The sequence below is a fragment of the Actinosynnema sp. NPDC023794 genome (assembly GCF_040639675.1).
Taxonomy (GTDB): domain Bacteria; phylum Actinomycetota; class Actinomycetes; order Mycobacteriales; family Pseudonocardiaceae; genus Actinosynnema; species Actinosynnema luteola.
In genome coordinates this window covers 27674-41936 of record NZ_JBFAFR010000013.1, presented here as the reverse complement: position 1 = coordinate 41936, position 14263 = coordinate 27674, and the positions used below count along the sequence as shown (strand labels likewise).

Annotated in this window: 10 protein-coding genes and 1 pseudogene; 7 read left to right on the top strand and 4 right to left on the bottom strand. The window is 71.6% G+C overall.

Annotation, left to right across the window (positions count from 1 at the left end):
• The first annotated feature begins 23 nt into the window (after nucleotides 1-23).
• Entirely contained in the window at nucleotides 24-827 is an 804-nt protein-coding gene (locus AB0H12_RS25000; protein ID WP_499625740.1) for a DUF3152 domain-containing protein, read from the top strand.
• A gap of 120 nt (nucleotides 828-947) precedes the next feature.
• Here AB0H12_RS25000 and AB0H12_RS24995 read toward each other — a convergent pair whose 3' ends face one another.
• From AB0H12_RS24995 to AB0H12_RS24985, 3 genes are all read right to left on the bottom strand, one after another.
• On the bottom strand, nucleotides 948-2315 hold the full coding sequence (locus AB0H12_RS24995; protein WP_499625738.1) for a serine hydrolase domain-containing protein: 1368 nt from the start codon (nucleotides 2313-2315) through the stop codon (nucleotides 948-950).
• A 96-nt stretch (nucleotides 2316-2411) separates the two neighbouring features.
• The gene (locus AB0H12_RS24990) at nucleotides 2412-2987 is read right to left on the bottom strand and encodes an LOG family protein (protein WP_499625736.1); all 576 of its coding nucleotides are present in this window, start codon (nucleotides 2985-2987) and stop codon (nucleotides 2412-2414) included.
• Nucleotides 2988-3222: 235 nt separating this feature from the next.
• Nucleotides 3223-3942 (bottom strand): SDR family NAD(P)-dependent oxidoreductase, encoded by a 720-nt coding sequence (locus tag AB0H12_RS24985; protein WP_499625735.1) that lies wholly within the window; start codon nucleotides 3940-3942, stop codon nucleotides 3223-3225.
• A 362-nt stretch (nucleotides 3943-4304) separates the two neighbouring features.
• Between AB0H12_RS24985 and AB0H12_RS24980 the strand changes: the two are divergent.
• A pseudogene (locus AB0H12_RS24980) lies at nucleotides 4305-4625 on the top strand (allene oxide cyclase barrel-like domain-containing protein); the annotation flags it as partial.
• 59 nt (nucleotides 4626-4684) lie between these two features.
• On the opposite strand, the gene AB0H12_RS24975 reads toward AB0H12_RS24980, so the two are convergent.
• The gene (locus tag AB0H12_RS24975) at nucleotides 4685-5950 is read right to left on the bottom strand and encodes an RICIN domain-containing protein (protein WP_499625733.1); all 1266 of its coding nucleotides are present in this window, start codon (nucleotides 5948-5950) and stop codon (nucleotides 4685-4687) included.
• A 187-nt stretch (nucleotides 5951-6137) separates the two neighbouring features.
• On the opposite strand from AB0H12_RS24975, the gene AB0H12_RS24970 reads away from it, so the two are divergent.
• From AB0H12_RS24970 to AB0H12_RS24950, 5 genes are all read left to right on the top strand, one after another.
• A complete protein-coding gene (locus AB0H12_RS24970) occupies nucleotides 6138-9578 on the top strand; it encodes a glycoside hydrolase family 3 C-terminal domain-containing protein (RefSeq protein ID WP_499625731.1) in 3441 nt (1146 codons plus the stop codon).
• 97 nt (nucleotides 9579-9675) lie between these two features.
• Nucleotides 9676-11772: a cellulase family glycosylhydrolase gene (locus AB0H12_RS24965; protein ID WP_499625730.1), complete on the top strand. Its 2097-nt coding sequence runs from the start codon at nucleotides 9676-9678 to the stop codon at nucleotides 11770-11772.
• Nucleotides 11773-11879: 107 nt separating this feature from the next.
• A complete protein-coding gene (locus tag AB0H12_RS24960; protein ID WP_499625728.1) occupies nucleotides 11880-12197 on the top strand; it encodes a hypothetical protein in 318 nt (105 codons plus the stop codon).
• A gap of 92 nt (nucleotides 12198-12289) precedes the next feature.
• Nucleotides 12290-13516, top strand: a complete 1227-nt coding sequence (locus tag AB0H12_RS24955) for a cytochrome P450 (RefSeq protein WP_499625726.1) — start codon at nucleotides 12290-12292, stop codon at nucleotides 13514-13516.
• A 179-nt stretch (nucleotides 13517-13695) separates the two neighbouring features.
• The gene (locus tag AB0H12_RS24950; protein ID WP_499625725.1) at nucleotides 13696-14262 is read left to right on the top strand and encodes a DinB family protein; all 567 of its coding nucleotides are present in this window, start codon (nucleotides 13696-13698) and stop codon (nucleotides 14260-14262) included.
• Nucleotide 14263 lies beyond the last annotated feature (1 nt).

Here is a 14263-nt window from a genome sequence, read left to right as displayed (position 1 = left end):
AGTTCGTCCCGATCTTGGGGACCATGAACGTCCGCGTGGTCCTGTTCGCCTGTGGCGTCACCGCCCTGCTGTTGACGTTCGTCCAGTTCGCGGGCGAGCGCACCGCCGCCCAGTCGGCCGCGACCACCACTCACCAGACCACGACCAGCGCCGCGGTTCGGACCACGTCGGCCGCTCCGACCACTACGGCTGCCGCTGAGCGGGTGTACGCGTCCAGCTCGGACCTGCCCGACGGCGGCCCGATCCCGACCGACGGCCACGGGACGTTCCACGCCGTGCCGGGGTCGTCGCCGGTCGTCGGTGCGGGGGTCGTGCGCACGTACTCGGTGGAGGTCGAGGACGGGGTGGTCTACGACGAGCAGGGGTTCGCCGCGTTCGTGCAGGAGACCTTGTCCGACCCGCGCAGCTGGACCGCGCGCGGTGACGTCGCGTTCCGGCGGGTGACCGGGCCCGCGACCATCCGGATCCGGCTGACCTCGCAGAACACCGCCCGTGCGGTGTGCGGGTACGAGATCCCGGTGGACGTGTCGTGCCGCAACGGCGGCTTGGTGCACCTCAGCGCGGCGCGGTGGGTGCGCGGCGCGGTCGCGTTCGACGGCGACCTGATCTCCTACCGCCGGTACGTGGTCAACCACGAGGTGGGGCACGCGTTGGGCGAAGGCCACCGGCCGTGCGCGGCGCACGGCGGGGTCGCGCCGGTGATGATGCAGCAGACGTTCAGCACGTCGAACGACGAGGTGGCCGCCATCATCGCGGGTGTGCCGCGGGGGGTGACGATTCCGACGGACGGCAAGGTCTGCCGCCCGAACGGCTGGCCGTTTCCCTGACGGCCGGCCGTTCTCCTGGCGGTCGGTCTTTCGGTGGCTGGTCCCTGGTGGCTGGTCCGCCTCGGTCGGTTCCTGGCGGTGGGCCCCCTTTCCCCGGCGCGTTCACCTGGTGCCGTTGCGCTAGAGGCGGGCCGTCCCCGTCCCTCTGGGCGTGGCGCGCAGGCTGAAGTGCAGGTACGGCGAGCCGTCCGGCAGCGTGTAGAACACCACCGGCACCCACGGCTCGTGCTCGTTGCGCCGTGCGGCGAACAGCCCTTCCTCCACCGGCACGAGCACCGCGTTGGTCACCGCGTTGATCGCGGCGAGCTCGCCGATGCTCTCGCCGCGCAGGTGCAGCACACCGTCCTGCTCGGTCACCTCGACGTCGTAGCCCTCGCGCACGTACGAGCCGACGTACCGGGAGACGTCCACCTCGGGCGGCTCGGCGGGTGGCTCGAAGTCCGGCACCTCGACCCCGGCGAGCTCGGCCAGCATCTCGGTGAACAGCCGCTGGTAGACCTCGGCGGGCACGCCGCCGTTGGTGAGCAGGGCGATCGCCACGTTCGACCCGGGCACGACCCGCAGGAACGCCTTCTGCCCGACCGTCGCGCCGTCGTGCCCGATCACCGGGCCGCCCGGCCAGTCGTAGACGATCCACCCGAGGCCCCAGCACATGTGGTGCGCCGGGCCCGCGGGCAGCTGCACGAACGGCCGGCGCATCGCGGTCACCTGCTCGGCGGGCAGGACCACCGTGCCGTCCGGGGCCCGGCCGCCGTCCAGGTGCAGCCGGGCGAAGCGGACGACGTCGGCCGCGGTGGCGTTGATCGTCCCGGCCGGGCCGGCGGACCTGGCCAGTCCCCACACGGGTGCGGGCACGGGCTCTTCGCCGGGTTCGCCGAGGTGGCCCAGGGCCGAGCGGAAGCGCAGCACGTCCTCGGCCAGGGTCACCGTGCTGCGCGCACCGAGCGGGTCGAGCAGGCGTTCGCGCAGGACGTCGTCCCAGACCTGGCCGGTGAGCACCTCGATGACCCGGCCGAGCACGGTGAACCCGCTGTTGCAGTAGGACATCGTGGCGCCCGGCGGGTGGTTCTGGCCGAGGCCGGCGCACGCCGCGACGTAGGCGGCCACGCAGTCGTCGCCGCGCCCGGTGTCGTGGAAGAAGTCGCCGTCGATGCCGCTGGTGTGCGACAGCAGTTGGCGGGTCGTCACGGTCTTGGTCGCCACGGGGTCGGCCACGGCGAACTCCGGCAGCACGGAGATCACCGGCGCGTCCAGGTCGAGCGCGCCTTCGGCGACCAGCTGCATGATCAAGGTGGCGGTGTAGAGCTTGGTGATCGAGCCGATCTGGAACAGCGAGTCCGTGGTGGCCTCGACGCCGGTGCCGCGGTGCAGCACTCCCGTCGCGCACTCGTGGATCTCGCCGTCGACCAGGACCGCCAGCGAAGCGCCAGGCACCTGGTGCGCCTCGCACAGCTCCGCCAACCGTCGCCCCCAGTGTTCGATGTCCATCGCCCGCTCCCCCCGGATGGCGCGAAACTTTGCGAAAACCCTTCGGGTTGAACCTTCACCGTACCGATTTCCCCGTGCCGTGGCAGGGGTTTGGGGCTATGACAGGGGGTTGTCGTCGGTCCAGGTGTAGTCAGGGGTCCGGTAATCGCCACACCGGGTGAGGAGCCGGTCGAGATCGTGGTCCACCAGCAGCATGTCCCGGTAGGGCGGCTTGAGGAACCCTTCCTCCACCATGTGGTCGATCATCTTGATCAGGTGCGTGAAGTAGCCGTCGACGTCGAGCAGCGCGACCGGCTTGGCGTGCAGGCCGAGTTGGGCCCACGTCCACACCTCGAACAGCTCTTCCAACGTGCCCGCGCCGCCCGGCAGGGTCACGAAGGCGTCGGCCAGCTCGGCCATCAACGCCTTGCGCTCGTGCATGGACTCGACGACGTGGAGTTCCGTGAGATTCTCGTGCGCCACTTCCCAGTCGACCAGGCTGCGCGGGATCACCCCGATGACCGACCCGCCCGCCGCCATCGCGCCGTCGGCCAGCGCACCCATCGTCCCGACCCGTCCGCCGCCGTAGACCACTTCGATGCCCCGTTCGGCCAACGTGCGGCCGACTTCCCGAGCCGCCTCGACGTGCCTCACCCGTCCGCTGGAGGAACCGCAGAACACGCACACCCGCATGAGCACACGGTAGGTCAGGTGGGGTCGGGGTGGGTGGCTCCGGGTCCGTTGTGGCGTGGTTGGGTCGGGGTCGCGGATCACCCGACTGGGCGAAGAGTGCAACCTGGGACAACCCGAACCGCATTTCTCACGTTAGCCGGATAAAGCGGCCGGCCGGCGGCGACCACGGGTGGGGCGGTGCGGTTCGGTGGACTCAGCGGGTCGGGCAGGGCAGCGATGGGTCGGTGGGCGGCGGTTAGCGGCCGAGGCCTGCGCCGCCGTTGACGCCGATGACCTGACCGGTCAGGTGGCCGGCTTCCGGTGAAGTCAGAAACGTCACCGCGGCGGCCACGTCGGTGGGTGTGCCGGTGCGGCCGTTGGCCGGATTGCCGACCAGCTTCCTGCGCCGCTCCTCGGACAGCGTGCCGCCGAAGAACTCGGTCTCCTCGGTGACGCCGGGCGACACGACGTTGACCGTGATGCCCCGCCCGCCCAGCGCGAAGGCCAGATCTGCGGTCCACGCCTCGATTGCCGCCTTCGCCGCGCCGTAGCTGCCCGAACCCCGCCGGGCGGCGATGGAGCCGATGGTGACCACCCTGGCGTCGTCGGCCAGGCGTGGCTCCAGGGCGGTCGTCACCAGGACGGCGCTGAGCACGTTCGACTCGAAGTTCGCCAGCCACAGCTCGCGCACGTCCGCCAACCCCTCGGGCGCGGGACGGCGGCGGGCCTGGTTGCCGCCCGCGTTGTTCACCAGGACGTCCACCCGTTCGGGCAGTTCGGCCAACGCCTCCCGCACCTGCTCGGGGTCGGCGGCGTCGAACACGACCGCCCGTGCGCCGATCTCGGACGCGGTGGCGGTCAGGACGTCCGCCCGCCTCCCGGTGACCACGACGTCCAAGCCCCGCTTGACCAGTTCGGCGGCCACCGCCTTGCCGATACCCGTCCCGCCACCGGTCACGACCGCTGTTCTCGTCATGCCTGGTTCCTATCAGCGGGATTCACCGGGGTCGATCCGCTTCTCGGCCCAATGATTGCCAAGAATGTTCACATTCATGACCCGCTTCTCATCTGTGATCAAAACTCACGGTCGAGTGGGGCGATGTCACACGTCGATGTTAATTTTTCAGCCGAACGTGGAGTTGACCCGACTGCGGCCGCCATTGCCGAACTACCTTCCGGCAGAACGGTGTGCCACACACCCAACCCGGAGGTGTCGTCGTGCGGGTCAACCCTTGGCTGGTCCTCGCGCTCGCAGGTGGGCTGCTCGCCACCGACCAGGTTCGCGCCGGGGAAACGACCCGCGAGGCGACGCTGGAAGTGGTGACGAAACGGACGCTCATGTCGGCCCCGGCCGCGCCCGCGGTCGGGCTCGGGTTCGTCAGCGGCGGCGAACTGCGCCAAGCCGACGGCGTCACGCCGATCGGGGAGGGCTATTCGCACTGCGCCGCGATCGCGGTTTCGACGGCGGCGCCACCCGAGGTGACCGCGCACTGCACGTCCACGTTCCGGCTGCCCGACGGCGAGCTGCACCTCTCCGGCATGCGGAAGTACAAGTCGATCGCCGCCGGTTTCGAGGACACGTCCGTGGCCATCACGGGCGGCACCGGCGTCTACGCCAACGCGCGCGGCGAGGGCAAGGTGACGCGGACCGGTTCACCGGAGGTCGGCTACAGGTTCGTCTTCACCATCGCCGACAGTGCCGGTCCGCGGTCGGCGGCTCAGGTCGGGGCGATGTCCCAGAGCTGGTCGGCCGACGAGGCGACCGGGCGTTGCACGACCGGCGCGCCCGCGTTGCCGGTGATGGACAGCGCCAGCCCGGAATGCGCGAACACCAGCCGGTAGCCGGCGGTCGGGTTGCCGCGCACGCGCAACGTCTGGTTGACGCCGCTCAGCCGCTGGAACTGGATCGCCTGCACGCCGGGCGCCAGGCTCGACTCGGGCAGGTCGATCGCCTTGCCGCTGTGGCTCGCGACCAGCTCCCACCCCTGTGGGTTGGCCTCGAACCGCCACCGCTGGTTCGGCGTCCCCGTGTGCGGCCAGCCGATGATCGGCGCCAGGTCGGCCGTCGAAGCGTCCGTCACGGCCAGTTCCAGCCCGGTGGCGCGGTTCCGCACGGTGTGGTGCGTGCCCATCACGAGACCGTGCTCCGCCGCCGGCAGCGGCACGACGAGGTCGCCGGCCCACGCCGGACCGGCCACGTACCGGCGGCTCAGCAGGTCGTCGTAGAACCCGCCCACCGGCGGGCAGTCCACCGCACCGTTCGGGCAGATGTCGCCGTCGTGCACGGCGTAGGTCCGGAACACGGCCCGCTTGAACGCCGCGTCGGCCGCGTCCAGGTTGGCCGGCTCGTCGCGGATCGTGTAGTCGCGGTAGTAGACGACCTCGGGGTTCGACGGCACGTCCGGCAACGCGGTCCGCACGAGCCGCGCGGTCGCGACGTGGTCGCGGTGGAAGTAGAAGTCCTCCAGCGGCCGACCGGCCGTGTGCAGGCCGTGCAGGTCCGCGGTGGGGTCGGTGGTGCGGACGACGTCCGGCGCGAAGTCCGCGATCACCGCGCGCAGGTAGGCGATCAGCCTGCCGCGCCCGGTGGTCTGGGCGGGCGCGTGGTCGAGCGGTCGGCCGGTCAGCGACTGGTCGCGCGCGTACAGCTGCCACAGCCGGTTCGGTGGCGCGGTGGCGTTGTCCGGCAACCGGTTCTCCAGGATCGAAACGCGCGCGCCCAACGTCCAGAGCGTCGCCGAGAGGTTCGCGCACGAGTACGCGTACGACCTCCACGGCGTGCCGGTCAGACCCGCGGCGTGCGCGTAGGCCGCCCGGACGCCGAGTTCCCGTTGCTCCATGTACGTCGGGTACGTGTGGTAGTCCGACGCCACGAGGAATACCGTGCGCACCACCGCCCCGTCACGGAGGTCGTTCACCAGATCAGGGCTCAAGAACAGCAAGTCGTCGTCGTGGTGCGCCACCACGTTCAGCACCCTGGCCATTGCCCACTTCCCTTCGCCCGTCCCACTGCTGGATGTCGTTCGAATGGCGGTCGGTGTTAAAAATCCCTTGCTCTACCGTGGTTCCGGGGCGCATCGGCAGCAGTGGGCATGCGCCGACGCGGTCGCATCGGCGCGAGGGGGCGTCATGCGGTGGAGGGGAAGTCGGACCGCGGTTCGCGTCACGGCGGTGCTGGTCCTGGTCATGGCGGCCACCGCGAGCACGGCTGCCGAGCGGCAGCCGGCGTGGCGTGACGCGGCCGTTCCGCTGGAGCAGCGGGTGACCGTCCTGCTCTCGCAACTGACGTTGGACGAGCAGGCGCGGCTGCTGCTAGGGGTGACGACGCCCACCGGCGAGCACGCGGTCGGTCACGTGCCCGGCGTGCCGCGGCTCGGCATCCCGCCGCTGCGGCTCACCGACGGCCCGGCCGGCGTCCGCGACGGCCTGCCCGCCACCGCGATGCCCGCGCCGGTGTCGCTGGCCGCCACGTTCGACCGCGCGGTGGCCGCGGAGGCGGGCGGGCTGGTCGGCCGCGAGGTCAAGGCGCGCGGCTACCAGGTGCTGTACTCGCCGATGGTCAACATCGTCCGGGTGCCCCGGAGCGGGCGGAACTTCGAGACCTACGGCGAGGACCCGCACCTGGCGGGACAACTGGCCGCGAGCTACGTCGCCGGCGTGCAGGGGCAGCGGGTCGCCGCCCAGGTCAAGCACGTCGCGGCGAACAACCAGGAGGAGGGCAGGCTCTGGCTGTCGTCCGGTGTGGACGACCGGACGCTGCGGGAGGTCTACCTGCCGGCGTTCGAGGCGGCCGTGCGGCAGGGGGGCGCGTGGTCGGCGATGTGCGCCTACAACCGGGTCAACGGCTCGTGGGCGTGCGAGAGCTTCCCGCTGCTCAACGACGTCATGCGCGACCGCTGGGGCTTCGACGGCGCGGTCGGCTCGGACTACCCGGCGACGCACTCCGGGGTGACGTCGGCGTTGGCGGGGCTGGACCAGGAGTTCGGCGGCTCGACGCACTACGCGGGCCTCGCGGACGCCGTGCGCTCCGGCGCCCTGGCGCGTCCGGCGTTCGAGGACAACGCGCGGCGGGTGCTGCGGCTGATGATGCGCACCGGCCTGCTGGACGGCGATCCGCGTCCGGTGGTCGACCCGGCCGCGCACGCGGCGGTCGCGCGCAGGCAGGCCGCGGCGGGCATGGTGCTGCTGCGCAACGACCGCTCGCTGCTGCCGTTGACCGCCGGGACCGGCACCGTCGCCGTGTCCGGCTGGTACGCCGGTGTCGCGCACACCGGCGGCAAGGGCAGCTCGCACGTGACGCCGTACCCGGAGCACACCGTGACACCGCTGGACGGTCTGCGCGCACGGGTCGGCGCGGGCCTGACGTACACGGCGGGGTCGCGCCCGTCGCCGTTCGCCGTGCCGCCGGAGTCGTTGTCGGACCTGCGTGCCGACTACTACGCCAACCGCGACCTCGCCGGCACGCCGGTGGCGTCTGCCGCGCACGCCTCGATCGACTTCGACTGGGCGGGCGGGTCGCCCGCGCCGAACGTGCCCGCCGACAACTGGTCGGCCCGCTTCACGGCGACCCTGTCCGTGCCCGCGACCGGCGCGTACGACCTCGCCGTCACCAGCGACGACGGCAGCAGGCTCTACCTCGACGGCGTCCTCGTCGTGGACAACTGGGGCGATCACGCCACGCAGACCGGGTCGACCCGCATCCCGCTGCGAGCCGGCGCCCGGCACCAGGTCCGGGTCGAGTACTACGAGGCGGTGGGTGACGCCGGGCTGCGCTTCGGCTGGTACACGCCGGCCGGAGCCGATCCGGAGCTGCGCCGGGCGGTCGACGCGGCACGGGCCGCCGACGTCGCCGTGGTGGTGGTCGGCGACGACAGCACCGAGGGTGCCGACCGGCCGTCGATCGACCTGCCCGGCAACCAGGACGCGCTGGTCGCGGCGATCACCGCGGCCAACCCGAACACCGTGGTGGTGCTGGAGACCGGCGGGCCGGTGACCATGCCGTGGCTGCCGGCCGCGCACACCGTGCTGCAGGCGTGGTACCCGGGTGAGCAGGGCGGGCACGCGGTGGCGGACGTGCTGTTCGGCGCGGCGGAGCCCGGCGGGCGGCTGCCGGTGACGTTCCCGACCGGCCTCGACGCGACCCCGATCACCTCGCCCGCGCAGTACCCCGGTGAGGGCGGCGTCGTGCACTACGCGGAACGGCTCCGGGTCGGCTACCGGTGGTACGACGCCACCGGGACCACGCCGCTGTTCCCGTTCGGGCACGGCCTGTCCTACACGACGTTCCGCTACGCGAACCTGGCCGTGACGCCGTCCGCGGGGCAGGCGGTCACGGTGTCGTTCGACGTGGCCAACACGGGTGGACGGGCGGGTTCGGCGGTGCCGCAGGTGTACGTGGGCTACCCGGACGCGGCCGGTGAGCCGCCGCGGCAGTTGCGCGGGTTCGCCAAGGTCTCCCTGGCCGCCGGCGCCACCACCCGGGTGTCGGTCGAGCTCGACCGGCGTGCCTTCGCGGTCTGGGACGAGGCCGAGCGGTCGTTCCGGGTGCCGTCGGGGACGTTCGCGGTCACGGTGGGCGCGTCGTCCCGGGACCTCCGGCTCACCGGGACCGTGGCCCGGCAGGCCGAGCGGATCCCCGAGGGCGCCACCGGTCAGGTGGTCAACGCGGGGTCGTGCCTGGACGTGGCCGACGCGAACGACGCACCGGGCACGCCCGTCCAGCTGTGGGCGTGCAACGGCACGGCCGCGCAGCGGTGGACCGTGACGCCGGAGGGCGCGGTGAAGGCGATGGGCCGGTGCCTGGCGCCCGCCGGCGACGCCGTCGTGCTGGCCGACTGCGCCGGTCAGCGCTGGGCGGTGGCGGACGGTGGTCCGCTCGAGTCCGGTGGCCGGTGCCTCGACTCGTCCACCGGTGCGCCGCGGCTCGCGCCGTGCACGGGCGGCGCGGCGCAGACCTGGCAGCCGCCACGACCGGCCGACCGGGTGACCGGTATCGCCGGCCAGTGCGTCGACGTGGACGGCGGCAGCACGGTGAGCGGGACGGTCGTCTGGCTGTTCCGGTGCAACGGCACGGGCGCGCAGGACTGGAAGCTCGACGCGGACGGGTCGGTGCGCGCGTTGGGCAAGTGCCTCGACGTGGCCGACGGAGTGCCTCACGCCGGCACGCCGGTGCAGCTGTGGGACTGCAACGGCACGGGCGCGCAGCGGTGGCGCGCGAGTCCGGGTGGCGCGCTGGTGAACGCGCTGTCCGGCCGGTGCCTGGACGCGCGCGACGGGATGTCGGCCGACTTCACCCGGTTGCAGATCTGGGACTGCAACGGCACCGCCGCGCAAACGTGGGTGCTGCCCCGCCGACGACCGCGCGAGGCCGCGTCCCGCGGGCCGACGTCGAATTCATTCGATGGTTTCGTCGAACGGCGGACGAAGTGCGCGTCGAATGATTTCGACTTCCGGCGGCGATTCCGAATTGGCCGGGGACGCCGCCGGAGTCGATTCCCGTCGAAACCCTTGCGTCACCCATCCGTTACCGCCAACATCATGGCGAGGCAGCGCCGGAACACGCCGCCGCGCCCGGTACCACGGTCGTGGCGGTGCGGGTGCGCCGGGCGGTGACCGGCGCACCCGGATTCCCCACTGCGGCCGGCTCCACCGCCCGCGCGCGTTTCGGTTCCCACCCCTCCCGCTGCCGCATGCGATTACGAGGAGCGTCATGGCCGATATGCGAGGCAAGCTGAGAAGAATCCGTTGGCGGGTCGGCCTGCTGGCCACCGGAATGGCCTCGTTGCTCGCGAGCGTGGGTGTTGTCGCGGTGACCGACGCCCAGGCGGCGGCCGGCTGCCGGGTCGTGTACTCGGTGCCGAGCCAGTGGCAGGGCGGCTTCAACGGCAACGTCGACATCACCAACCTGGGCGACCCGATCAGCGGCGGGTGGCGGCTCACGTGGGCGTTCCCGTCCGGCCAGACGGTCACCCAGGCGTGGAACGCCACCGTCACCGCGTCGGGCAGCCAGGTCACCGCGGCCAACGTCAGCTACAACGCCAACATCCCGACCGGCGGCTCGGTGGCGTTCGGCTTCAACGGCACGTGGACGGGCGCGAACACGGCGCCGTCGTCGTTCGCGCTCAACGGCGTGACCTGCACCGGCAGCACGACCACGACCACCAGCACGACGACGACGACCACCACCACCACCACGACGACGACCCCGCCGGCGGGCGACGCCATGGCGCGGGTCGCGGAGATGCAGCCGGGCTGGAACCTGGGCAACTCGCTCGACGCCACGGGCGCCGACGAGACGTCGTGGGGCAATCCGCGCATCACGGAGGCGCTGCTGGACAACGTCCGGGCGCAGGGCTTCAAGAGCATCCGCATCCCGGTGACGTGGAGCGCGCACCAGGGTGGCGCGCCGGGCTACACGATCGAGGCGGCCTACCTGGCGCGCGTCAAGGAGGTCGTGAACTGGGCGTTGGCGGACGGCTTCTACGTCATGATCAACATCCACCACGACTCGTGGCAGTGGATCAACGCCATGCCGACGGACCGCACGAACGTGCTCGCCCGCTACAACGCGGCGTGGACGCAGATCGCGACCGCGTTCCGGGACGCCTCGCCGAAGCTGATGCTGGAGAGCGTCAACGAGCCGCAGTTCGCCAACAGCTCGGGTGACGCGCAGAACGCGCAGCTGCTGCACGAGCTGAACACGTCGTTCCACCGGATCGTGCGCGGCTCGGGCGGCAACAACGCCACCCGCCTGCTGGTGCTGCCGACCCTGCACACGTCGTCGGAGCAGGCGCGGGTGGACGAGCTGATGGCCACGTTCAACTCGCTGGACGACCCGAACCTGATCGCCACGTTCCACTTCTACGGCTACTGGCCGTTCAGCGTGAACGTCGCGGGCGGCACGAAGTTCGACGCCACCGTGCAGAAGGACCTGACCGACTCGTTCGACCGCGTGGCCAACGCGTTCGTGGCGCGCGGCATCCCGGTCATCCTGGGCGAGTACGGCCTGCTCGGCTTCGACCGGCACACCGGCACCATCCAGCAGGGCGAGAAGCTGAAGTTCTTCGAGTTCCTCGGCCACTACGCCCGCACGAAGAAGATCACCACCATGCTGTGGGACAACGGCCAGCACCTCGGCCGCACCTCGTTCGCGTGGAGCGACCCGGAGCTGGCCGCGCAGATCAAGTCGAGCTGGACGACCCGGTCCGGCACGGCGTCGTCGGACCAGGTGTTCAGCGCCAAGGCGTCGGCGGTCACGGACAAGACGCTCACGCTCAACCTGAACGGCACGTCGTTCGTCGGGCTGCGCCACGGGTCCACCGACCTGGTGCGCGGCACGGACTACACCGTCAGCGGCGACCAGCTGACCGTCAAGGCGGCTTTGATCACCCGGTTGAGCGGGTCGCGGGCGTACGGCACGAACGCGACGCTGTCGGCCCGGTTCTCGGCGGGCGTGCCGTGGCGGATCAACCTGGTCACCTACGACGCGCCGGTGCTGTCGAACGCGACCGGGACGACGAGCGCGTTCGCCGTCCCGACCCAGTTCCGCGGCGACCAGTTGGCCACGATGGAGGCCAAGTACGCGGACGGCAGCAACGCCGGCCCGCACAACTGGACCTCGTACAAGGAGTTCGACGTCACGTTCGCGCCGAACTACACCGCGAACACCACGACGGTGAAGCCCGAGTTCTTCGCCGAGGTCACGGACGGTTCGCGGGTCACGCTGACGTTCCACTACTGGAGCGGCGCCAAGGCGACCTACTACGTCACCAAGTCCGGCACGTCGGTCACGGGCACCACCGCCTGACCCGTCGCGCGGCGCACGCCGGCGGCCCGGAGCACCCCTCGCCCCGGGCCGCCGGTTCGCGTAGTCGTACTCATGCGCGGCTCCCGGTGGTCGGCGAGACTGGCCGCGTGATCGACGTCGAGCAGCGCAGACGACCCGGAGTGGCGTTCGCGGGTTTCCTGGTGCCGTTCGCGCTCCAGGTCGCGGTGGTGGCCGCGTACCGGTCGCGGTACTTCGCGGGCTGGCTCGGTGGCGAGTACGCGTACGCGTTCATCGGGGTCGCGATCGGCTCGATCGTGCTCGGGTGCGTGGCCAAGTTCTTCCGGCCGCCGTGGAACTCGGTGGGCACCGGCCTGGTGCTCGCCGGCGTCCTCGGCTTCGTGGTCGTCCTCGTGGTGTTCGCGGTCATCGTCGTCGCCCTCTCACGGTGGGGCTTGTCCCCGTAGCCCTGGTGTCAGAACCGTGTCAGGCCCGTGTCAGCGGCATGTCCGACCCCTCGGCGATCGTGGTCGCAACAGCCACCACGAGAGGAAAACCGATGAGTCGAGAGGTTCCCATCCCGCACGGTCTGCCGATGGAGCGCGATGCGGGCCCCTTCGACCCGCCCAGCCGGATCACCGCGCTGCGGGAGGCCCACCCGGTCAGCCCGATGCTGTTCCCCGACGGTCACGAGGGCTGGCTCGTCACCGGCTACGACGAGGTCCGCCGGCTGATGGCCGACACCCGCTTCAGCTCGCGCCAGGACCTCGGCGTCATGCACGTGCCGTACGAGACCCCCGGCATCCCGGCGGCCACCGAACCGTCGCCGCAGCTGCCGGGCCTGTTCATCAGCATGGACCCGCCGGAGCACACCCGGCTGCGGCGGATGCTCACCGGTGCCTTCACCGTCAAGCGGATGAAGCAGCTCGAAGAGCACATCGCCGACATCGTCGAGCGGCAGCTGGACGAGCTGGCGAGCCTCGCGCCGCCGGTCGACCTGGTCACGGCGTTCGCGCTGCCGGTGCCGTCGCTGGTGATCTGCGAGCTGCTCGGCGTGCCCTACGAGGAGCGGGACACCTTCCAGGTCAACTCGGCCAAGTTCCTGGAGAAGGACGTGGTGCTCGAGGAGAAGATGGCCGCGTTCGGCGCGATGAACGCGTTCCTGACCGAGCTCGTCACGCGCAAGCGCGCCGAGCCCGACGAGGACCTGCTGTCGGACCTGGCCCGCAACGACGACCTCGCCATCGAGGAGCTGACCGGCATCGCGTTCCTGCTGCTGCTCGCGGGCCACGAGACCACCGCCAACATGCTCTCGCTCGGCACCTTCGCGCTGCTGGAGAACCCCGAGCAGTTGGCGGCCCTGCGCGACGACCCGGAGCTGCTGCCCGGCGCCGTCGAGGAGCTCATGCGCTACCTGTCCGTCGCCGACATCTTCTACCGCTACGCGACGGAGGACATCGAGCTCGGCGGTGAGACGATCACCGAGGGCTCGACCGTCGTCGTCTCGCTGCTGGCCGCCAACCACGACCCCCGGCGCTTCGACGACCCCGACACGCTGGACGTCCGCCGCCAGGCGCGCGGCCACCTGTCGTTCGGCCACGGCATCCACCAGTGCCTCGGCCAGCAGCTCGCCCGCATCGAGCTGCGCGCCGGTTTCGGCGGCCTGCTGCGCCGCTTCCCGACGCTCGCGCTCGCCATCCCCGCCGACGAGGTGAAGCTCAAGACCGACATGAACATCTACGGCGTGCACGAGCTGCCGGTCACCTGGACGGGGACGGCCCGGTAGGGCGGTCGCCCTCGAACGCCGTCGTCGGGCAGGCTCCCGGCAACGGCCGGTTCCACCGCCCGGCCGACTCCCGCCAGGCGGCGGACGACCGCGTTCGGAACGGGCGTGACCGGCCGTCGGGCACGGGAGCGGCGTTATCCGGTTGCGCCGGCCGGGCCGGGGCGTCGACCATCGCCCCCATGACGGACGACGGCGCGGTCCTGCCCGAGCGGACGTTCGGGTGGTCGGACATGTGGGCCCGCCCGGAGGACGACCCGCGCGAGGTGGGCGGACCGTACTCCGGCGAGCGCCAGACCCTCGTGCGGCACCTGCGCGACCAGCGGTTGACGGTGGAGCTGAAGTGCGCCGGGCTGGACGCGGAGGGCCTGGCGCGACGCTCGGCGCCTCCGTCGGACATGTCGCTGCTCGGGCTCGTGCGACATCTGGCGGAGGTCGAGCAGTACTGGTTCCGTCGGGTGATGGCCGGCGAGGACGTCACACCGCACTACACCTCCGCGACCGTCGCGTTCGGCGAGGCGACGGCCGATCCCGAGGTGGTCGCCGACGCGTGGGAAACTTGGCGGACCGAGGTCGCGTTCGCCGAGCGGTTCGTGGCCGAAGCCCCGGACCTGGACGTCCTGGGCGACAACGACCAGACCCCGATCCCGTTGCGCGACGTCCTGGTGCACATGATCGAGGAGTACGCCCGGCACAACGGCCACGCCGACCTCCTCCGCGAGCGGATCGACGGCCGGGTCGGCCAGTAGG

Bases quoted from the DNA above. Each gene is read 5' to 3' on its own strand.
- AB0H12_RS24965 (WP_499625730.1), top strand. From the start codon at position 9,676: ATGGCCGATATGCGAGGCAAGCTGAGAAGAATCCGTTGGCGGGTCGGC.
- AB0H12_RS24955 (WP_499625726.1), top strand. From the start codon at position 12,290: ATGAGTCGAGAGGTTCCCATCCCGCACGGTCTGCCGATGGAGCGCGAT.
- AB0H12_RS25000 (WP_499625740.1), top strand. From the start codon at position 24: ATGAACGTCCGCGTGGTCCTGTTCGCCTGTGGCGTCACCGCCCTGCTG.
- AB0H12_RS24950 (WP_499625725.1), top strand. From the start codon at position 13,696: ATGACGGACGACGGCGCGGTCCTGCCCGAGCGGACGTTCGGGTGGTCG.
- AB0H12_RS24975 (WP_499625733.1), bottom strand. From the start codon at position 5,950: ATGGCCAGGGTGCTGAACGTGGTGGCGCACCACGACGACGACTTGCTG.
- AB0H12_RS24990 (WP_499625736.1), bottom strand. From the start codon at position 2,987: ATGCGGGTGTGCGTGTTCTGCGGTTCCTCCAGCGGACGGGTGAGGCAC.
- AB0H12_RS24985 (WP_499625735.1), bottom strand. From the start codon at position 3,942: ATGACGAGAACAGCGGTCGTGACCGGTGGCGGGACGGGTATCGGCAAG.
- AB0H12_RS24995 (WP_499625738.1), bottom strand. From the start codon at position 2,315: ATGGACATCGAACACTGGGGGCGACGGTTGGCGGAGCTGTGCGAGGCG.